Below are 19,426 nucleotides of genomic sequence, written 5' to 3'. Positions count from 1 at the left end.
CGTGCGCACCCAGGTCGCCATCGTCGGCGCCGGCCCGGCCGGGCTGCTGCTGTCCCACCTGCTCGGCCTCGAGGGCATCGACTCGGTGCTGCTCGAACGGCAGACCGCGGAGTACGTCCAGGCGCGCATCCGCGCGGGCATCCTCGAAGCCGGCACGGTCGAGCTGCTCCGGAACACCGGCCTCGGCGACCGGCTCGACGCCGAGGGCATGGAGCACCGCGGGATCCACCTCCAGTGGCCGGGTAACCGGCACCACCTGGACTTCGTCGACCTCACCGGCCGGTCGGTGACGGTCTACGGCCAAACCGAGGTGACCAAGGACCTGATGGCGGCGCGGGAAAAGGCCGGGCGGCCGGCGTTCTACTCCGTCTCCGACGTCGAGCTGCACGACGTCATCGGCTCGCCGTCAGTGTCCTTTGTGGATGGTGACGGGCGCGCGCAGCGGATCGACGCGGACGTCGTCGTCGGCTGCGACGGTTTTCACGGGCCCAGCCGGGAGTTCATGCCGCAGCAGAAGGTCTGGGAGCGGACGTACCCGTTCGCGTGGCTGGGGGTGCTGGCCGACGTCGCGCCGTCGACCGACGAGCTGATCTACGCCTGGCACCCGGACGGGTTCGCCATGCACAGCATGCGCTCGCCGCACGTCAGCCGGTTCTACCTGCAGGTGGCGCCGGACGAGGACATCGCGCGGTGGGGCGACGACCGCATCTGGACGGCGCTGTCGGAACGGCTGGGCGTCCCGGGCTGGACGTTGCGGACGGGACCGATCACGGAGAAGAGCGTGCTGCCGATGCGCAGCTTCGTGACGACCCCGATGCGGCACGGAAACCTTTACCTGGCCGGGGATGCGGCCCACATCGTCCCGCCGACGGGCGCCAAGGGCCTGAACCTCGCGGTGGCCGACGTCGCCCTGCTTTCCACGGCCCTCACGGCTTCGTTCCGGGGCGACGGCAGCCTCGTCGACGCCTATTCGGCGACGGCGTTGCAGCGGGTCTGGCGCTGCACGCACTTCTCGTGGTGGATGACGTCGATGCTGCACCGCCACGGCGACGACTTCGACGCGCAGCTCCAGCTGTCCCAGCTCCAGCGGACGGTGACGTCGGAAGCCGCGGCCACCGAGCTGGCGAACAACTACGCGGGCCTGCCGCTCTAGCTCTCTGCCGCAGCCGGTCGTGAGTGTTTAGGGCGGTTCTAACCGCCCTAAACACTCACGACAAGCCGCGGCAGACCCACACTCTTGACTTCAGGCCTGTCCCTCGCGCACCATACGCCGGTAGTAATTCGTATTACTCCGGCAGTGTGGCGAGATGCGGGAAGGCTCATGAGGGAACTGGACACGGAGATTCTGGTCGTCGGCGGCGGGCTCGGCGGGGTCGCCGCCGCGCTGGCGGCGGCCAAGGCCGGGCGGCGCGTGGTGCTCACCGAGGCGACCGACTGGCTCGGCGGGCAGCTGACCGCGCAGGCCGTGCCGCCCGACGAGAACCCGTGGATCGAACGGTTCGGGTCCACCCGCACCTACCGTGAGCTGCGCGAAGGCATCCGCGGCTACTACCGGCGCCACTACCCGCTGCGCGCCGAAGCCGCCGCCCTGGCCGAGCTGAACCCCGGCGCCGGGAAGGTGAGCAAGCTCTGCCACGAACCGCGCGTCGCGCTCGCCGTCGTCGAGAGCCTGCTCGCGCCGCACCGCAGCGCCGGGCGGATCCGCGTGCTCCTCGAACATCGGCCGGTCGACGCCGTGACCAGCGGCGATCGCGTCGACGCCGTCACCCTCGAAGGCCGCGACGGGGAGCGCGTCACCGTCAAAGCGCGGTACGTCCTCGACGCCACCGAGGACGGCGACCTCCTGCCGCTCACCGGCACCGAGCACGTCACCGGGGCCGAAGCGCAATCCGAGCACGACGAGCCCCACGCCCCGGCGGTCGCCGATCCCGCCAACCTGCAGGGGATCACCTACTGCTTCGCCGTTTCGCACCACGAGGGCGAGCACCACGTCATCGACCGGCCCGAGATGTACGGCTTCTGGCGCGACTACCAGCCCGACTTCTGGCCCGGCCCGCTGCTCGGCTTCGTCGCCCCCGACCCCCGCACGCTCGAGCCCGTGAAACGCGCCTTCGTGCCGAACCCGGCCGGCGACCCCCTCGCCGTCAGCGCCGACCAGAGCGCCGATGCGGGGGACAAGGAACTCTGGGCGTTCCGGCGCATCCTCGCCCGCGGCCTGCACGCCGACGGCGCCTTCGACTCCGACATCACCCTGGTCAATTGGCCGCTCAACGACTACTGGCTCAAGCCCGCGCTCACCATCCCCGGGCACGCGGACGAAGCCGTCGTCAAAGAGGCGCACCACGAAGCCAAGCAGCTGAGCCTGTCCGTCCTGTACTGGCTGCAGACCGAAGCGCCCCGCGCGGACGGCGGCACCGGCTTCCCCGGCCTGCGGCTGCGTCACGACGTCACCGGCACCGACGACGGCCTCGCGAAGTCGGCGTACGTCCGCGAAGCGCGGCGGATCAAGGCCGTCACCACCGTCACCGAGCACGACGTCTCGGCGGAGATCCTCGGCGTCGACGGCCGGGTGCGGCGCGCGGACGCCGTCGGGGTCGGGAGCTACCGGATCGACCTGCACCCGTCGACCGGCGGGGACAACTACGTCGACGTCGCGAGCGTGCCGTACGAGATCCCGCTCGGTGCGCTGGTGCCCGTCCGGGTGCGCAACCTGCTGCCCGCGTCCAAGAACGTCGGCACCACGCACATCACCAACGGCTGCTTCCGGCTGCACCCGGTCGAGTGGAACATCGGCGAGGTCGCCGGGCTGCTCGCCGCGTTCGCCGTGCGCGAGGGTGTCGAGCCGCGGGCCGTCCAGGCCGACGGCCGGCTCTTCGAGGAGTTCGCGCGCGAGCTGGACGCCGCCGGGGTGGAGCGCCGGTGGCCGGAAGTGCGGGGGTACTGAAAGTGCCGCCTGTACTGTGCCGATTGTCCGCGGCAGTCGCGCTGGAGGGAGTCATCGATGACGGCGGGTTCGGGCCGGGTCACGCAGGCCCAGGTGGCACGCCTGGCCGGCGTCTCGCAGGCCGTCGTCTCGATGGTCCTGAACGGCTCCGACAGCCTGCGCATCACGCCGGAGACCCGCGAACGCGTGCAGCAGGTGCTCCGCGAGACCGGGTACACCGTGGACATCATGGGCCGGCGGCTGCGCGGCAAGTCCAACCAGATCCTCGGCGTGTTCACCTACGAGTCGGTGTTCCCGTCCGGCGTGGCCGACTTCTACCGCCCGTTCCTGCTCGGCATCGAGGAGGAGGCCGAGGCGCAGGGCTTCGACCTGCTGCTGTTCACCAGCGGTGGCCGCCGCGACGGGCGCCGCCGCATCTACGACCAGGGCACGAACCGGCTGCGCATCGCCGACGGCTCGGTCCTGCTCGGCCGGCACAACGACCCGCAGGAGCTCGCGCAGCTCGTCGAGGAGCAGTTCCCGTTCGTGTTCGTCGGCCGCCGCGAGTCGCCGACCGGGCCGATCAGCTACGTCGGCGCCGACTACGTCGCGGCCACCCGTGAGGTGCACGAGTGGCTGTGGCAGCTCGGGCACCGCAAGATCGGCCTGCTGAGCGTCACCGAGGAGAACGAGCCGACGCTCGACCGGCGCACCGGTTACGACGCGGCGGCGCGCAAGCACCGCCGGCCGCCGCTGGTGTTCCTCGCCGACGACCCGGCGCTCGCGCTGCGGCAGGCGCTCGACGAAGGCGTCACCGCGCTGCTCGTCGAGAGCTCGGCGATGGCCGACGGCATCCTGGCGTGCGCGCACGACCTCGGCCTGGCCGTGCCCGACGACCTTTCCCTCGTCGTGCTGGGCGACGCCGACCCGTCGCAGCAGCCGGCGGCGCACGCGGTGCCGAGCACGGCCACCGACTGGTCGATGTTCCGCATCCCGCGGCACGAGATGGGCGCGCACGCGGTGCGCGTCCTGGTCGAGCTGCTCGCGGATCCGAAGCCCCGGCAGCTGCTGCTGCCGTGCACGTTCCACGAGGGTGCCACCGCGGCGGCACCCTCCACAGTGCACACTCAGAACTAGGCGCACTGGCTGTTGACAGCCTACGAACGAGACGTTTACCGTCGCTGCTAATTCGAATAACCAGGAGGCATTGTGGCCTACCCGAGAACCCGGCTGCTCATCGCCGCGGCGTTGTCCGCTGTCGCACTGGCTTCGACCGCCTGCTCGGGCGGCGCCGGCGACGACACGAACGTCGCACTGCGCATGACGGTCTGGACGACGGACAAGAACCAGCTCGCCCTCTTCGACTCCATCGCCGCCGAGTACCGCAAGGCCCACCCCGAGGTCGCGTCGGTGAAGTTCGACGTCGTCCCGGGCGACACGAGCGCGTACTCGGCCGCGCTGACGACGCAGATGTCCGGCGGCAACCCGCCCGACCTCGCGTGGATCCTCGAGCGTGACGCCCCGGACTTCGTCCAGTCCGGCGCGCTCACCGACCTGAAGCCGACGCTGACCGCGACCGCGGGGTACAACGTCGGCGAGCTCGTCCCGTCCGCCACGAAACTGTGGACCAAGGACGACAGCCTCTTCGCCTACCCGTTCTCGACGTCGCCGTTCGGCATGTTCTACAACAAGAACCTGCTCACCCAGGCCGGCGTCACCGAGACCCCGGACCAGCTGCTCGCGAGTGGCAAGTGGACCTGGGACGCCGCCAAGCAGATCGCCACCCAGGTCGCCGCGCGCGACACCGGCAAGGCCGGCCTGGTCGTGCGCGAGTTCGAGTACAAGCAGTGGGTGCTGCTCGCCTCGGTCTGGCGCGGCTTCGGCGCCGACGCCTGGGGCCCGGACGGCAAGACCTGCGGGTTCGCGACGCCGGAGATGACGTCCGCGATGACCTTCCTGCACCAGGCGATCTTCACGGACAAGGCGCTGCCTGGCCCGGGCACGACGGCGGACTTCTTCGCCGGCGAAGCGGGCCTGACCATCGCGCAGATCAGCCGGGCCGGGCTGCTGAAGGCCAAGCCGTTCGACTGGGGCATCGTCCCGCTGCCCGCCGGGCCGAAGGCGAACGCGCAGGTCATCGGCCAGGCCGGGATCGGCGTCCCGGTGAAGGGCAAGCACGCCAAGGCCGCGGCGGACTTCCTGGCGTTCTTCACCGACCCGGCCAACTCGGCGAAGCTCGGGCAGTACTTCCCGCCGGCGCGCGACAGCCTGATCAACGCGGCCACCCTCGCCAAGGCGAACCCGTTGTTCAGCCAGGAACAGCTGCAGAACGTCGTGGTGAACGGGATCAAGAACGGCGCGGTGCTGCCGTCGCACACGGGCAGCGCGCGGATCGCGTCGCTCGTCCAGTCCGCGTTGGACCCGATGTGGAAGCCGGACGCGAACGTGCCCGCCGCGCTGGCCGGGGTGTGCCAAGCCATCGACCCGGTGCTGAGCCGGTGACTCTCACGTCGAAGAAGCGCGAAGAGCTCGCGGGGTGGATCTTCATCGCCCCGCAGGCTCTCGGCTTCCTCGCCTTTGTCGTGGCGCCGCTGGCCGCGGTCGTCTGGTACAGCTTCCAGGACGTCAACCTGCTGGCCGGGACGTCGTCGTTCGCCGGGGCGGACAACTACGCGAAGCTCTTCGACGACCCGACCGCGCCCAAGGTCGCCCGCGCGACGGCGATCTTCTGCGTCGGCCTGGTCGTGCTGAACCTCGCGCTGGCGCTCTCGCTCGCGTTGCTGCTGAACCTGAAGCTGCGCGGCACCACGGTGTTCCGGACGATCTTCTTCTCGCCGGTGGTTATCACGCTCGTGGCGTGGACGATCGTGTGGAACTTCCTGCTGCAGGACAACGGCGGGATCAACTCGCTGCTGCAGACGATCGGGATCGACGGGCCCAACTGGCTGCGCGGCAACGGCAGCGCGATGGTGTCGGTGATCGTGGTTCAGGTTTTGAAGAACGTCGGGCTCAACATGGTCCTGTTCCTGGCCGCGCTGCAGGGGATTCCGGCGTCCATCATGGAGGCGTCCCAACTGGACGGTGCCGGGCCTTGGCGCCGGTTCCGCTCGGTGATCCTGCCGATGATCAGCCCGACCACGCTGCTCACCGCGATCATCACGGTCGCCGGCGCGCTGCAGGTGTTCGCGCAGATCCAGGTGCTGACCCTCGGCGGGCCCGCGGACAGCACCAACGTGCTCGTCTTCTACTTCTACCAGCAGGCCTTCGCCAACCACGACCTCGGCTACGGCGCCGCGCTCGCCGTCGTGCTGTTCCTGGTGATCCTGGTGCTGACGCTGCTGCAGTGGCGGATGCGGAGGCGATGGGTGTTCCATGAGTCGTAGGGCGAAGATCACCTGCTACGTGGTGATGGTCGTGCTGGCGGTGCCGTTCGTGTTCCCCACCTGGTGGATGATCACGGCGTCGCTGCTGCCGGCCAACGAAGTGCTCGCGTACCCGCCGAAGCTCTTCCCGAACCAGCCGCAGTGGGAGAACTACAAGGCCGCGTTCACCGACTTCCCGTTGGCGCGGCAGTATTTCAACAGCCTGTACATCGCGGTGCTCGTCACGCTGGGCACGATGTTCTTCTCCTCGCTGGCCGGCTACGCGTTCGCGCGCATCCGGTTCCGCGGCGAGAAGTTCTTCGGGCTGATCCTCGTCGGGCTGATGGTGCCGAGCGAGGTCACGATCATCCCGCTGTTCCGGCTGGTCGACGACCTCGGGCTGACGAACACGCACTGGCCGCTGATCATCGTGCCGATCTTCGGCGCGCCCAGCGTGCTCGCGACGTTCGTGATGCGGCAGTTCTTCATCACGATCCCGGGCGAGCTGGAGGAGGCGGGCCGGCTCGACGGCCTGTCGCGCTTCGGGCTCTACCGGCGTGTCGCCATGCCGATCGCGAAGCCCGCGCTGGCGGCCGTCGCGATCTTCACGTTCCTCAACACGTGGAACTTCTTCCTGGAACCGCTGGTCTACCTGACCGACAAGAGCATGTACACACTGCCGGTGGCGCTGACGCAGTACGTCGACGTCTACGGCGGGCACCTCTGGAACGTCCAGCTCGCCGCCGCGACCACGACGGTCGTGCCGGTGCTGCTCGTGTTCGTCATCGCGCAGCGCCAGTTCGTCGAAGGCCTCGCCCAGAGCGGCCTCAAGGGGTAGCTTTCGGCAGCCGGACGGTGAACGTCGACCCGGCGTCCACTTCGGACTCGACGTCGATGGTGCCGTCGTGGGCCTGCACGAGGTGACGCACGATGGCGAGGCCGAGCCCGCTGCCGCCGGTCTGGCGGCTGCGGGACTTCTCGGCCCGCCAGAACCGGTCGAACACGTGCGGCCGGTCCTCGGCGGCGATGCCGGTGCCGGTGTCCGCGACCGCGAGCACCACTTCGTCCACAGTGGACGAGACGTGGATCGTGACGCGGCCGCCGGGCGGGGTGTGCCGGATGGCGTTGGTCACCAGGTTGCCGGCGACCTGGCGCAGGCGGACCGGGTCGGCCGTCAGCCGGGCTTCGCCGGCGGCCTCGACGCTCAGCGTGACGCCGGCCGCGGCGGCCCGGTCGGCGTGCGCGGCCGCGACCTGGGCGGCCAGCTCGGCCGCGTCCACGGCCTCCGGGAACAGCCGCAGGTGCCCGGCGTCGGCCGCGGCCAGGTCCTGCAGGTCCTCGACGATGTGCTGCAGCAGCACGGTTTCCTCGAGCAGCGACGCGGACAGCGCGTGGTCGAACGGCAGGTGCCCGTCCTCGGCGGCCTCCAGCCGGCCGCGGATGACGTTCAGCGGGTTGCGCAGCTCGTGCGCGATGTCGCTGACCATCGCCTTGCGCTGCTCCTCGATGCGTTCGCGGCGTGCGGTGAGGTCGTTGAACGCGGTCGCGAGGTAGCCCACCTCGTCGCGGGACTTCACCGGCGCCGGCCGGTCCTGCTCCGCCGCCTCGGTCAGCGCCCGCAGCGGCCGGGACAGCCGCGTCGAGACCAGCACGGTGACCGCCACGGCCAGCGCCAGCACCCCGCCGGTCACCGCGAGGATCCGCGTCAGGTTCTCCCGCGACAGCGTGAACGTCGGCAGCGGCGAGTCGCCGGGCCCGAGCGTGAACAGCAGCGCGGGCGGCGCGACGTACGGGGCGAGCTGCGCCCGCCGGGCCGTGTCGACGCAGGTCTGGGTGGGGCCCTGGTCGGGGGCGCCGAGCGCCTCGAAGTCGAGGCTGAGCTTCACCTGTTCCCCGCCTTGGTGGGCGAGGCAGGCGTTCACGGCGTCGTCGAGACTGCCGAGCGCGGCCTGCTCGGTCGGCGTGGGCGCCGTGAGCTCGTAGATCCCGCACTTGGCCGCGAAGTAGCGGACGGTGACGGCGTCGGGTGAGCTGATCTGCGGCCGGCCGCTCGGCGACTGCCGCACGTCGCTGCGCAGGCCCATGTCGCCCAGGCAGGCGACGACCTTCTCGGCCATGGCGGCGACGTCGTCCCGTTCGCGGGGCGGCAGCCGGAACGGCCCCACCGCGCGCGGATCGATGCCGCTGGTCCCGGCGCCCGGCAGCAGCACCGGGTCGACGTGCAGCGGGTCCACCGACGCGCTCGCCTTCACCGGCAGCGTGACCGGCGCGCCGCCGGAGTCGGCGAGCACCCGCCGGTCGATCGTGGTCACGACGATCCGGCGGCCGGTCTCCCCGGCCAGCGCCCGCAGTTTCGGAGCGGCCTGGTCCCAGGTGTGGTTCGCCGCGGCGAAGCCGAGCAGCTCGGTGTAGATCGTCGCGTCGTCGGAGAGGGCCTGGCCCTGCTCCTGCTGGATCGCGCGGGTGGTGGTCTGCACGGCGAGCCACGCCGTCGCGGCGATCGAGCCGAGCGCGATGAGCAGCGAGACGGCCGAGAGCCGCAGGACCAGGCTGCGGCGCCGCGGGAAGCGGCGCCGGCGACCTTCAGTCGCCATTCTCGGCGGCCAGCTTGTAACCGACGCCGAACACCGTCAGCAGGTACTGCGGCTTCGCCGGGTCCGGCTCGAGCTTCTTGCGCAGGTTGAGCACGTGGACGTCGATGATCCGGGTGCTGACGAACCGGTCGTCGCCGCGGGTCAGCTCCAGCAGCTGCCGCCGGGTGAACACCCGGCCCGGCTGCTTGATCAGCGTCTCCAGCAGCAGGAACTCACCCGGCGTCGTGTCCACCGGCCGGCCGGCGACCGACACCTCGTGCCGCACCGGGTCGAGCCGCAGCCCGCCCGCGCGCAACGTCGTGTCGGGCGGTTCGCGCCGGGCGGCGGTCCGCCGCAGCAGCGTGCGGACGCGCGCCATCAGCTCGCGCGGGCTGTACGGCTTGGTCAGGTAGTCGTCGGCGCCGAGGTCCAGGCCGAGCAGCAGGTCGTCCTCGGTGGCCCGGGCGGTGAGCATCAGCACGGCGACGTCGGACTCGCCGCGCAGGATCCGGCAGACGTCCAGGCCGTCGACCTTGGGCATCATCACGTCGAGGACGAGCAGGTCGGGACGGTCGCGGCGGGCCTCGTCGAGAGCGGCCCGGCCGTCCGGGGCCAGCACGACGGTGTGGCCTTCGCTCTCGAGGTAGAGCCGGAGGACTTCGGCCTGCTTCTCGTCGTCCTCGGCGACCAGTACACGTGCGCACACGGCGTAGACAGTAGGCGTCCTGACACGGTGAGGACCCCATCCTGACCGGATCTTCATACCTCGGGGGAACGGGTCAAGTCTTTGTCAAAGTGTTGACCGCGCCCCCGGCGGCACGCAAAGGTCGGATGTCCAGGGCAGTTTTGTCTGAGCAGCCGCGGGAGGGCACCGGTGCGATACAGATTCTTGGCCGCGATCGTCGCGACGGCGGTGATCGGCGTACCGGCTGTCGCTTCGGCGGCGCCGACAACGATGTCACCAGTAATTCCGCTGGTCAGCGACCCGTCGGCGTACGTCGACCCGCTGATCGGGACGGGCAGCGGCGGCAGTTCGGTGGGGGAGATCAACAACTTCCCCGGCCCGGCGACGCCGTTCGGGATGATGCAGTTCTCGCCGGACACCCAAGGCGCGTACGCCGGCTACCAGTACCACAGTGATCAGATCCGAGGTTTCAGCCTCGACCACGCCTCGGTCGGCTGCAACGCGTTCGGCGACGTGCCGATCCTGCCGATCACCGGCGACGTCGGCAGCGCGCCCTGGGACCGCACCGAGCACTTCACCCACGACGACGAGAAGGCCGAGCCGGGCTACTACGCCGTGACGCTCGCCGACTCGAAGGTCCGGGCCGAGCTGACCGCGACCACGCGCACCGGGCTCGCCGCGTTCACCTTCCCGGCCGGCGCGAACGCGCAGGTGCTCGTCAAGGGCGGCGCCAGCCTCGCCGGGAACTCGCACGCCGACCTGAAGATCACCGGCGACCGCGAGGTCAGCGGCTCGGCCACCACCGGCAACTTCTGCGGCAAGCCGAACAAGTACACGGTCTACTACGACATCACCTTCGACCAGCCGTTCACCGCGCACGGCACCTGGGACGGCTCGAGCGTCAAGCCGGGCACCGACAGCGTCGACTCGCCGAAGGCGGGTGCGTACCTGACCTTCGGTGCCCAGAACGTCGTGCACGCCAAGGTGTCGATGTCCTACGTGGGCGTCGACGGCGCGAAGGCCAACGCGGCCGCGGAAGTCCCGGGCTTCGACTTCGCCGCCGTCCGCAAGGCCACGAGGGACAAGTGGACGCAGGCGCTGGGCAAGATCCGGGTGGCGGGTCGCGATGCGGCTCAGCTCAAGACGTTCTACACCTTCCTGTACCACTCGCTGATGCACCCGAACACGTTCGACGACGCCGACGGGCGCTACATCGGCTTCGACGATCAGATCCGGACGTTGCCCCAGGGGCGGCACCAGTACGCGAACTTCTCCGACTGGGACACCTACCGCTCGCTCGCGCCGCTGCAGGCGATGCTGTTCCCGAAGGAAGCCAGCGACATGGCGCAGTCGCTGACCAACGACGCCGTGCAGGGCGGCTGGTGGCCGCGCTGGCCGATGGCGAACGACTACACCGGCCAGATGACCGGCGACAGCTCGGTCGCGCTGATCTCCAACCTGTACGCGTTCGGCGCGCGGGACTTCGACGTCAAGACGGCGTTGAAGTACCTGGTCAAGGGGGCGACTTCGGTCGACAACACACCTGGCGCGTACCAGGAACGCAAGGGCATCGCGGACTACGTCGCCCGCGGGTACATGCCGAACAACGACGCCTCGCGCGGCGACCACGCCCGCGTCGGCGCGTCGATCACCCTGGAGTGGGCGATCGACGACTTCGCCATCGCGCAGTTCGCCCAGGGCATCGGCGACCGGGACGTCGCGCGCGAGTTCACCCAGCGCGGCCAGAACTGGCAGAACATCTTCAACCCGCTCACCGGCTACCTGCAGCCGCGCGGGCAGGACGGCCGCTTCCCGGACGGCCCGGCCTACGTCCCACCGCCGCCCGGCAAGTTCGGCCAGGACGGCTTCGACGAGGGCAACGCCGCGCAGTACACCTGGCTGGTGCCGCAGGACCCGGCCGGCCTGGTGACGGCGATGGGCGGGCCGGCCGCGGTTTCACAGCGGCTGGACACCTTCTTCCAGAAGCTCAACGTCGGCCCGAACGAGCCGAACATGTGGGCCGGCAACGAACCCGACTTCGGCGTCCCGTGGCTGTACAACCACGTCGGGCAGCCGTGGAAGACGCAGCAGGTGGTCCGCGAGATCGCCACGACGCTGTTCAGCGCGACGCCGGACGGCGAACCGGGCAACGACGACCTCGGCGCGCAGTCGTCGTGGTACGTCTGGGCCGCGCTCGGCATCTACCCGGCCACGCCGGGCACGCCGGACCTGGTCGTGCACAGCCCGCTGTTCGAGCGCGCGGTGCTGTCCCTCCCGAATGGACGGACGATCGACATCCGCGCCCCGAAGGCGACTTCGGGCACCCCGTACGTCCACGACCTGTCGTTGAACGGCCGTGACTGGGACCGCACGTACCTGCCCGCGAACACGGTCCGCGACGGCGCCCGGCTGGACTTCTCCCTGCAGTCCACTCCGGACAAGCGGTGGGCCGCGAACTCGGCGCCACCGTCCTACCAGGACAACGAGAAGCCGTTCCTGGCGTCGGCGACCAACCAGGTCGTCGTCGAACCGGGCAGCACGGGCGAGGCCACGGTCAGTGCGCAACGGCTCGGCGGGCACGACCGCACGCTGGACGTCACGACGAAGGCGCCCGCCGGCCTGAAGGTCACGGGGCCGCGGCAGCTCCGGCTCGACGACCGGACCGGCAGTGGCACCGCGAAGCTGACGGTTTCGGTGGCCGCCGGGACACCCGAGGGCTACTACCAGGTCCCGGTGACCGTCCGGGGCGGCTCGACGTCGGTGCCCGGCTCGGTGATCGTGCTGGTCGCGCCGAAGGGCGGGCTCACGGCCGCGTATTCGAACGTCGGCATCTCGGACGACGGCGACGTCGGCTCGGCGGACATCGACGGCGCCGGGAACAGCCTGTCCCGGGAGGCGCTGGCCACGGCGGGCCTGGTCGGCGGCAAGACGTCGCAGGCCGTGGGCACGTCGTTCGTGTGGCCGGCCGCACCGGCCGGACGTCCGGACAACGTCGTCCCGGCCGGGCAGACGGTCCGGCTGTCGGGGACACGGCTGTCGTTCATCGGCACGGCGTCGAACGGCGACCACCAGGCCAAGGCCACGGTCACCTTCACCGACGGCACCACCGGGCAGGCCGACCTGTCCTTCGGTGACTGGGTGTTCCCGGGCGGCGGCACCGATCCGGTGTTCGGCAACACGCTCGTCGCGCGCGCCGACCACCGCAACCAGCCGGGCGGCCCGGGCGGCGGCGCGTCGGTCTACGCGACGGCGCCGTTCGACGCCCCGGCGGGCAAGCAGATCGCGTCGGTCACGCTGCCGACCGACGCGAACCTGCACGTCTTCGCCATCGGTCTCGGCTAAGGACGTCGTGAGTGGTAATGAGGGTTCTAACCCTCATTACCACTCACGACCCCCAGCGCCAGCGGAAGGCGTAGGCGTCCAGGGCCGTGGCGAGCGGCGCCGAGGGCGGCGCGGCGATGACCACCACGGGTTCGTCGCGGTCCAGCTCGACTGTCACCTTGGCGTCGAGGTCCAGGGCGGCGACCTCGGCCTCGGCCACCCGGCGCAGGGTGTCCTGGCGCAGGGCCGGTTTGTACTGCTTGCCCACTGCCGTCAGCGGGATCTCCGGGACGACGTGGACGGCCTTCGGGACGGCCGCGCGCTCGGGGACCCGCGTGGCCGCCCACTCCAGCAACTCGGCGGAGGGTGTCGGGGCGTGCAGGGTTACGTAGACCACCGGGACCTCGCCCGAGTGGCGGTCGGGGCGTCCGATGGCGGCCGCGGCCGACACCGCCGGGTGCGTCAGCAGGGCCTCCTCGATCGTCGCGGGGTCGATGTTGTGGCCGCCGCGGATGATCAGGTCCTTCGCGCGGCCGGCCAGCCGGATGAACCCCTCGGCGTCGACGCTGCCCAGGTCGCCCGTGTCGAGCCAGCCGTCGATGACTTTGCCCGCCGGGTCCGGCTCGCCGTCGCGCAGGTAGCCGGGGAAGACGTTCGGGCCGCGGATCACGAGCACGCCCGTCTCGCCGGGGAGCAGGTCGGTCCAGCCGTCGCCGTCGATCCGGACGGCCTTGACCTCCTGGTACGGCATCCGCTGCCCGACCGTGCCGGGCCGCGACACTCCGGGGCTGTGACATTCCAAGAAACCGCGGGCGGACGCGCAGGTGCCCTCGGTCAGGCCGTAGCCCTCGACCAGTTCGGTGCCGGTGCGCTCGCGCCACTGCCGTCGTACCGCCGCGGGCAAGGGCGCCGCGCCGACGATCGGGAACGTGAGACTGGAGATGTCCGCGTCGACCGGCAGGTGCGCGAGCACGGCGTAGACCGTCGGCACGGCGGACATCGCGCCGATCCGGTAGCGCTCGACGATCCGCCAGAACACCGGGTAGAGCGCCGGGTCGCGGTAACCGAGCGGGCCCGCCCAGACGACGTGCTGGCCCTTGAACAGCGGCGCCAGCCCGGTCACGAGCAGCGCGTTGACGTGGAACAGGGGGAGCGCGGCGAGCAGCACGAGGTCGTCGTCGCCGGTGGACGCGGCGAGCGTCCAGGCCATGGCGACCTCGCCAGCCTGGGTGTGCACGGCGATCTTCGGCGTGCCGGTGGAGCCGCCGGTGTGGAAGTAGCCCGCGAAGTCCGTGCCCCGAGGCGGCTCGGCGTGCAGCCGGACCGGATCGGCGGCGTCGGCGCGTGCCGCCAGCTCCGTGAGCGAGAGGACCGGGCGGCCGACGTCCAGGTCCGGGTCGGCCGCGATGACCAGACGCGCGCCGGACGTCTCGAGCAGCTCCCGAACCTGGTGCGGCGCGAGGCCGGGGTTGACCGGCGCGGCGATGCCGACGGCCTGGGCCGCCAGCGTCGCCGCGAAGACGTCGCCGCTGTTGGGCGCGAGCAGCGCGACCGCGTCCCGCCGGGTGACGCCCAGGTCGGTGAGCACGTTCGCGATCCGGTGGACGCGGGCGAGCAGGTCGCCGTACGTCCAGGTCTCCGCGTGCTCCCACGCCTCACCCGACGGCAGGAGCGTCAGCGCCGGACGATCGGCGAACCGGCTCCCGGCCCGCCGGAGCAGCTCGTACGTGCTCTCCGGCAGGCCGCGGTCCGCCAGCGGGACGGCCTCGATCGCCGCGAGGTCCTCGGGGCCGTCGTAGCGGGGCCAGGTCATCCGGGCGAGCCCACGGCGCAGATCCGGATCGGCGCGGCGTGCGCCGGGTCGAGCGCGTTGCGGACCAGGTGCCAGACGTTGAGGTCGTAGGCCTCGCCGATGTGGCCGACCGGGTCGAACGGGCAGGAGTCCTGGACGTAGCGGTTGTGCACGCCGGGCTCGCGGATGAACGACGTCTCGGTCGGGGTGACCAGCTCGTCGTAGCGCGAGGTGATGATCGTGTAGTCGATGCCGGGCTGGGCGACCGGCCCGGTGTTGAGCGCGACGATCGCGGCGCCGCCGTCCAGCTCGTCGGCGAAGATCGGCAGGCCGATCGTCTTGACGACGTTGTCCCACGTGCTCTTGCCGAGCAGCGTGTAGGCCAGCGTCAGCAGCCCGGACGCGTTGGCGCCGTGGGTCGGCGGCGCGATCGCGACGACCTTGCCGATCTCGCTCTGGATGCCCTGCATCTTGGCCAGGTAGATCGACTGGAGGCCGCCTTCGGAGTGCCCGACGACGTCGACCTTGGCCGCGCCGGTGGCCGCGCGGACCTTCTCGACGTAGTTCTTGATCTCTGCCGACGACTCCGCGACCGGCTTGAGGCCGCCCACGAACGGGAACTGCGGGTAGGCGCCGTAGGTCAGCGAGAACGTGCAGTAGCCGCGAGCGGCCAGGTCGGCCTGCAGGAAGTTGAGGTCCTCGTAGTAGGTGGCGAAGGTGCCGTGGAGCAGCACGACCGGGTTCGGGTGCGCGGCGCTCGGACGGCAGCCGAAGTCGTTGTTGCCGCCGCTCGCGGCCTGGGCCGGTGCCGCCAAGCCCAGTGCGAGCAGGCTCGCGATCCCGAGCCCGGCCAGCCATCGTTTTGTTCCCCGCGCCATTGCGAAGTCCCTTCAGTCTGGTTGCTCTGCACAGAATGCGGCACAAGATCAAGGCTGTCTGCTGGCAGAACGCGCAGAAAGTTGCCGTGGCCGTTTGTGCATGGTGACAATGTGGCATGGATTCCGTGGCCGAGCTGTTCCCTCGATCGGGTGAGATCGCCAGCGCGATGATCACTCGCTGCGCGGCCGAGATCCCCGAATACCGCCTGCTGCCCGCGAGCGTGCTGGCGGGTGACCTGGTCGCCAACGCGACCGCGGTGTTCGAGCTGTTCCTGACCACCGTCGCCGAAGGCCGGCGCCCGACCGACGACGAGCTGGCCCTGCCGATCGCCTGGGGCGCCGAGCGGGCCCGCGACGGCCTGCCGCTCGAAGCCGTCCTCAAGATCTACCCGCTCGCCGCGAGCGTCGCGTGGGAACGGCTGACCGGCGACCGGGCGCTGCTCGGCGCGCGGATGCTCGACTTCCTCGGCGAGGTGATGCCGCGCGTCGCCGAGGCGTACCTGCGCGAGCGCGAAGACCTCGACTGGGAACAGCGCGAGGACCGGCAGAACCTCGCGTCGAGCCTGCTCGCCGGCCGTCCGGTGCGCCACCGCGAGCTGCCGCCGGGCTACGACGTCGTCGTGTTCCACCTGCCCGCGCTGCCCGCTTCGGCCGGTTCCCGGGCGGCGACGGACCTCTTCCGCGCGGTCCGGTCCGATGTGGACAGTGCGGTCCTGGTGACCTTCAAGGGTGACGGTGGCGTGCTGCTCGTGCCGGACGGCGTCGCGGTGGACGCCGTCGCCGCGCGGGTCGACCGGATCTGCGGCCGGCCCTGCACCGCCGCCGCGGCGCGGGCGGCGACCCACGCCGATATCCCGGCCGCGCACGCCGAAGCCGTGGAAGTACTGGCCCTGGCGGAAAATCTGCGCCGGCCCGCGCGGCTCTACCGGCTGGCCGACCTCGCCATCGAGTACCAGCTCGCCCGCCCGGGCCCGGCTCGCGACGCGCTCGCGCGGGTGCTGGACCCGCTCGAAGACCACCCGCACCTGATCGACGCCCTGCGCGCGTTCGTCGTCTCGGGGTACAACCGAGGCGAGGCGGCGAGCGCGTTGAGCATCCACCGCAACACCCTCACCTACCGCCTCGGCCGGATCCAGCTGATCACCGGGTTCGACGCGACGCGGGCCGCCGACGCGCGGCACCTGGCCGCCGCGATGACGGCCTACGACATCACGCGGCAGAACGTCTGAATCCAACGGGATAACGCTTGGGTCGCGTTCTCCGGAAACTGTTGCAGAATTCCGCGGGCGGCCGATTCCTGGGGTGGCGAACACGGAAGAAGCTGATTTCCCATGAAACCCACCGGAATTCTCGTCGGCGCCCTGCTCCTGGTCGGTGCCGCGGCCTGCGGCGTGCCCGTGGCGGGCGTGCCGGTCCCGGTCGCGGTGACCCCGCAGGCGGCGACGACCAGCGTCATTGCTGTGCCCGCACCGCAAACGGTCTACGTCCAGCAGCCGCCGGTCTACGTCGCGCCGGTGGACCCGTCGGCGGCCCAGGCGGTGATCTCCTACTACGACGCGCTGAACCGCCGTGATTTCACCACGGCGTGGTCGCTCGGTGGCAGCCGCATCGCCGGGAGCGGCGGGTACACCAAGTACGTCAACGGTTTCTCGACGACGTCGTGGGACACGCTGACCGTCACCGACGTCCGCGGGAACACCGTGTACGTCGTGCTTTCCGCGATTCAGGCCGACGGCAGCACCCGCGTATTTTCCGGTTCCTACACCGTTTCCGGCGGCGTTCTCACCGGCAGCCACATGACCCGGACGAAATGAGCAGGACCATGCGTATTCTCCGCGCCGTGACGGCGCTTTCCGCGGTGCTCGCCCTGGCCGCGTGCGGGCTTCCCGGGCGCACGCTCGCCGGCAGCCCGGCCCAGGCCCCGGCCGTGACGGCGACCGTCACGGCCCCCAGCACCCCGACCGTCACCGCGCCCGTGCCCCAGACGGTCGTCGTGCCGGCGCCGCAGACCGTCTACGTCCAGCCGAAGAGCCCGGGCGTCGCGGTGACGAGCCAGTGGTACGCCCAGCCGAGCTGGTACAACGCCCAGCCGTGGATCTCCATCACCAACTCGGGCAGCCAGACGCCGTGCCAGTGGCTGTACTCCCGCGGCTACACCTACGCCCAGGCCTACGCGGCGTGGGCGCAGAACGGCTACCCGGCGAGCTGGTCGGCCACCGGCGACGGCTACCCGTGCCAGAAGTCCTACGGCGCGCAGCACTGATCAGGTGGAAGCGACCCAGGCGCGGACGACGTCGTCCAGCACCTTCAGCGGCACCGGCCCGCTGCCGAGCACGACCCCGTGGAACTCCTTGATGTCGAAGGCGTCCCCGAGCGTCTCCTCGGCGAACCGGCGCAGGCGGACGATCTCCAGCCGGCCGGTCATGTAGGCCAGCGCCTGCCCGGGGCACTCGATGTACCGGTCGGTCTCGGACTGCACCTCGACCTCGCTGAGCACCGTGTGCGTGCGGAGGAAGTCAACGCACTGCTCGCGTGTCCAGCGCAGCGCGTGCAGGCCGGTGTCGACCACCAGCCGCGCGGCGCGGACGGAGTCCTCGGCCACCATGCCGAGGCGCATGACGTCGCCGGAGAACAAGCCCATCTCGTCGGCCAGCCGCTCGGTGTAGAGCCCCCAGCCCTCGCTGTAGGCGGTCACCGGCGCGATCCGGCGCAGCTGCGGGAGCCCGGTCAGCTCCTGCGCCAGCGAGACCTCGAAGTGGTGCCCCGGCACGGCTTCGTGGAACGCGACGGTCTCGGCGATGAACCGGTCTCGTGTGCGCACCTCGTGGGTGTTGGTGAAGTAGGCGCCGGGCCGCGAGCCGTCGGGCGCGCCCGGCAGGTAGTACGCGGGGGCGGCGACGGGCGCGTCCGCGTCCGGGACGGCGCGCACGACGCACTCGGCGGCCGGCATCCGCGGGAACCAGCCCGGCGCCGCGGCGGTCGCGCGGGCGACGGCGGCGCGGGCGGTGTCGAGCATCTCCTCGGCGTCGCGCCAGCGGAGGCTCTCGTCGGTCCGCAGCCGGCGGCGCACCTCGGCCGGCTCGGTCAGCCCGAAGACGCGCTCGCCGAGCTCGGCGTACTCGGCATCGAGCCCCGCCAGGACGTCCAGGCCGAGCTGGTGCAGCTCCGCGGGCATGTGGTCGGTGGTCGTGTGCATCCGGGCCAGGGCCGCGTACGTCGCTTCGCCGTCTTCGAGCCAGCAGAGCCCGGGCCGCTCGTCTGGCCGGCCGTGCCCGGCGATCTCGGTCGTGAGCACCTCGCGGTAGCGCGTCAGCGCGGGTCGTACGACGTCGGCGACCAGCTGCTCGTGGCCGGGGAACGGCGTCTCCTGCGCGAGGAAGCGGTCGAGGAACGCGACGGCGCTGCCGACCATCCGCTCGACCGGCGTCCGTCCGGCCTCCAGGCCGTCGCGGTGCCGCTGGGCGAGAGCTTCGTAGAGCGCGGGCAGGGCGGCCAGCCGGGCCCGGAAGCCGGTCGCGTCCTGCTCGCCGGACGGCGCGAGCTGGGGCAGGAAGGCGAGGTGGCTGATCCCGACGGCGAACATCGGAGCGGCCAGGGTGAACTCCACGACCCGCGCGTCGAGCTGGGTGAGAATGGCCTCGGCCTGCTGGACGACGACGCCGAGCGTGACGTGGTCTTCGTCGGTCGAGGCCTGCGCCCGGGCGAGGATGTCCGCGGCCCGCGCTTTCAACGCGTCGTGGGCGGCTTCGCCGGGATCGGTCAGCTCGGCGTCGTGGCCTTCGATGCCGACGAAGGTCGCTTCGAGCGGCTGCCAGGTGCCCAGGACGTCGAGGAGTTCGTCGGCGAGCGCGATCGCGTCGGTGGTCATCACTTCATCGTGGCGGAAAACGGA

15 protein-coding genes are annotated in these 19,426 nt (G+C 71.2%); 10 read left to right on the top strand and 5 right to left on the bottom strand.

The window, feature by feature from the left end:
- Position 1: 1 nt before the first annotated feature.
- From OG439_RS29060 to OG439_RS29035, 6 genes are all read left to right on the top strand, one after another.
- A complete protein-coding gene (locus OG439_RS29060; RefSeq protein WP_326943980.1) occupies positions 2-1,153 on the top strand; it encodes a 4-hydroxybenzoate 3-monooxygenase in 1,152 nt (383 codons plus the stop codon).
- A gap of 168 nt (positions 1,154-1,321) precedes the next feature.
- Positions 1,322-2,944 carry an FAD-dependent oxidoreductase gene (locus OG439_RS29055; protein ID WP_326943979.1) on the top strand — a complete coding sequence of 541 codons (1,623 nt, stop codon included), beginning with the start codon at positions 1,322-1,324 and terminating at the stop codon, positions 2,942-2,944.
- A gap of 57 nt (positions 2,945-3,001) precedes the next feature.
- Positions 3,002-4,060 (top strand): LacI family DNA-binding transcriptional regulator, encoded by a 1,059-nt coding sequence (locus OG439_RS29050; RefSeq protein WP_326943978.1) that lies wholly within the window; start codon positions 3,002-3,004, stop codon positions 4,058-4,060.
- A gap of 72 nt (positions 4,061-4,132) precedes the next feature.
- Positions 4,133-5,425, top strand: coding sequence for an ABC transporter substrate-binding protein (locus OG439_RS29045; RefSeq protein ID WP_326943977.1), 1,293 nt, complete (start codon positions 4,133-4,135; stop codon positions 5,423-5,425).
- Positions 5,422-6,306: a carbohydrate ABC transporter permease gene (locus OG439_RS29040; RefSeq protein ID WP_247056754.1), complete on the top strand. Its 885-nt coding sequence runs from the start codon at positions 5,422-5,424 to the stop codon at positions 6,304-6,306. Before OG439_RS29045 ends, OG439_RS29040 begins: the two co-directional genes overlap by 4 nt.
- Positions 6,296-7,123 (top strand): carbohydrate ABC transporter permease, encoded by an 828-nt coding sequence (locus tag OG439_RS29035; RefSeq protein ID WP_326943976.1) that lies wholly within the window; start codon positions 6,296-6,298, stop codon positions 7,121-7,123. The genes OG439_RS29040 and OG439_RS29035 overlap by 11 nt, the downstream gene beginning before the upstream one ends.
- On the opposite strand, the gene OG439_RS29030 is transcribed toward OG439_RS29035, so the two are convergent.
- Positions 7,113-8,879, bottom strand: a complete 1,767-nt coding sequence (locus tag OG439_RS29030; protein WP_326943975.1) for a sensor histidine kinase — start codon at positions 8,877-8,879, stop codon at positions 7,113-7,115. The genes OG439_RS29035 and OG439_RS29030 overlap by 11 nt on opposite strands.
- Positions 8,869-9,564, bottom strand: a complete 696-nt coding sequence (locus tag OG439_RS29025; protein ID WP_326943974.1) for a response regulator transcription factor — start codon at positions 9,562-9,564, stop codon at positions 8,869-8,871. Before OG439_RS29025 ends, OG439_RS29030 begins: the two co-directional genes overlap by 11 nt.
- Before the next feature lie 168 nt (positions 9,565-9,732).
- Here OG439_RS29025 and OG439_RS29020 point away from each other — a divergent pair, with 168 nt between their 5' ends.
- Positions 9,733-12,885, top strand: coding sequence for a GH92 family glycosyl hydrolase (locus OG439_RS29020; RefSeq protein ID WP_326943973.1), 3,153 nt, complete (start codon positions 9,733-9,735; stop codon positions 12,883-12,885).
- A gap of 43 nt (positions 12,886-12,928) precedes the next feature.
- On the opposite strand, the gene OG439_RS29015 is transcribed toward OG439_RS29020, so the two are convergent.
- Together OG439_RS29015 and OG439_RS29010 are read right to left on the bottom strand one after the other, a co-directional pair.
- Positions 12,929-14,677 carry an AMP-binding protein gene (locus tag OG439_RS29015; protein WP_326943972.1) on the bottom strand — a complete coding sequence of 583 codons (1,749 nt, stop codon included), beginning with the start codon at positions 14,675-14,677 and terminating at the stop codon, positions 12,929-12,931.
- Positions 14,674-15,534 (bottom strand): esterase/lipase family protein, encoded by an 861-nt coding sequence (locus tag OG439_RS29010; protein WP_326943971.1) that lies wholly within the window; start codon positions 15,532-15,534, stop codon positions 14,674-14,676. Before OG439_RS29010 ends, OG439_RS29015 begins: the two co-directional genes overlap by 4 nt.
- A gap of 116 nt (positions 15,535-15,650) precedes the next feature.
- Between OG439_RS29010 and OG439_RS29005 the strand changes: the two genes are divergently transcribed.
- The 3 genes from OG439_RS29005 (at position 15,651) to OG439_RS28995 (ending at position 17,797) form a co-directional block, all read left to right on the top strand.
- Entirely contained in the window at positions 15,651-16,763 is a 1,113-nt protein-coding gene (locus tag OG439_RS29005) for a PucR family transcriptional regulator (protein ID WP_326943970.1), read from the top strand.
- 102 nt (positions 16,764-16,865) lie between these two features.
- A complete protein-coding gene (locus OG439_RS29000) occupies positions 16,866-17,348 on the top strand; it encodes a hypothetical protein (protein WP_326943969.1) in 483 nt (160 codons plus the stop codon).
- A gap of 26 nt (positions 17,349-17,374) precedes the next feature.
- Positions 17,375-17,797 (top strand): hypothetical protein, encoded by a 423-nt coding sequence (locus OG439_RS28995; RefSeq protein WP_326943968.1) that lies wholly within the window; start codon positions 17,375-17,377, stop codon positions 17,795-17,797.
- Here the strand turns inward: OG439_RS28995 and OG439_RS28990 are convergent, their stop codons facing one another.
- A complete protein-coding gene (locus OG439_RS28990) occupies positions 17,798-19,402 on the bottom strand; it encodes a DUF885 domain-containing protein (protein WP_326943967.1) in 1,605 nt (534 codons plus the stop codon).
- Between the last annotated feature and the right edge of the window lie 24 nt (positions 19,403-19,426).

Source organism: Amycolatopsis sp. NBC_01307 (genome assembly GCF_035975215.1).
In the GTDB taxonomy this organism is placed as follows: domain Bacteria; phylum Actinomycetota; class Actinomycetes; order Mycobacteriales; family Pseudonocardiaceae; genus Amycolatopsis.
This window is presented reverse-complemented; position numbering and strand designations above follow the sequence as displayed.

What these genes read in the sequence shown, in the direction of transcription:
- OG439_RS29055 (WP_326943979.1), top strand. Translation starts at nt 1,322, where the DNA reads ATGAGGGAACTGGACACGGAGATTCTGGTCGTCGGCGGCGGGCTCGGC.
- OG439_RS29050 (WP_326943978.1), top strand. Translation starts at nt 3,002, where the DNA reads ATGACGGCGGGTTCGGGCCGGGTCACGCAGGCCCAGGTGGCACGCCTG.
- OG439_RS29035 (WP_326943976.1), top strand. Translation starts at nt 6,296, where the DNA reads ATGAGTCGTAGGGCGAAGATCACCTGCTACGTGGTGATGGTCGTGCTG.
- OG439_RS29030 (WP_326943975.1), bottom strand. Translation starts at nt 8,879, where the DNA reads ATGGCGACTGAAGGTCGCCGGCGCCGCTTCCCGCGGCGCCGCAGCCTG.
- OG439_RS29015 (WP_326943972.1), bottom strand. Translation starts at nt 14,677, where the DNA reads ATGACCTGGCCCCGCTACGACGGCCCCGAGGACCTCGCGGCGATCGAG.
- OG439_RS29010 (WP_326943971.1), bottom strand. Translation starts at nt 15,534, where the DNA reads ATGGCGCGGGGAACAAAACGATGGCTGGCCGGGCTCGGGATCGCGAGC.
- OG439_RS29005 (WP_326943970.1), top strand. Translation starts at nt 15,651, where the DNA reads ATGGATTCCGTGGCCGAGCTGTTCCCTCGATCGGGTGAGATCGCCAGC.
- OG439_RS29000 (WP_326943969.1), top strand. Translation starts at nt 16,866, where the DNA reads ATGAAACCCACCGGAATTCTCGTCGGCGCCCTGCTCCTGGTCGGTGCC.
- OG439_RS28990 (WP_326943967.1), bottom strand. Translation starts at nt 19,402, where the DNA reads ATGACCACCGACGCGATCGCGCTCGCCGACGAACTCCTCGACGTCCTG.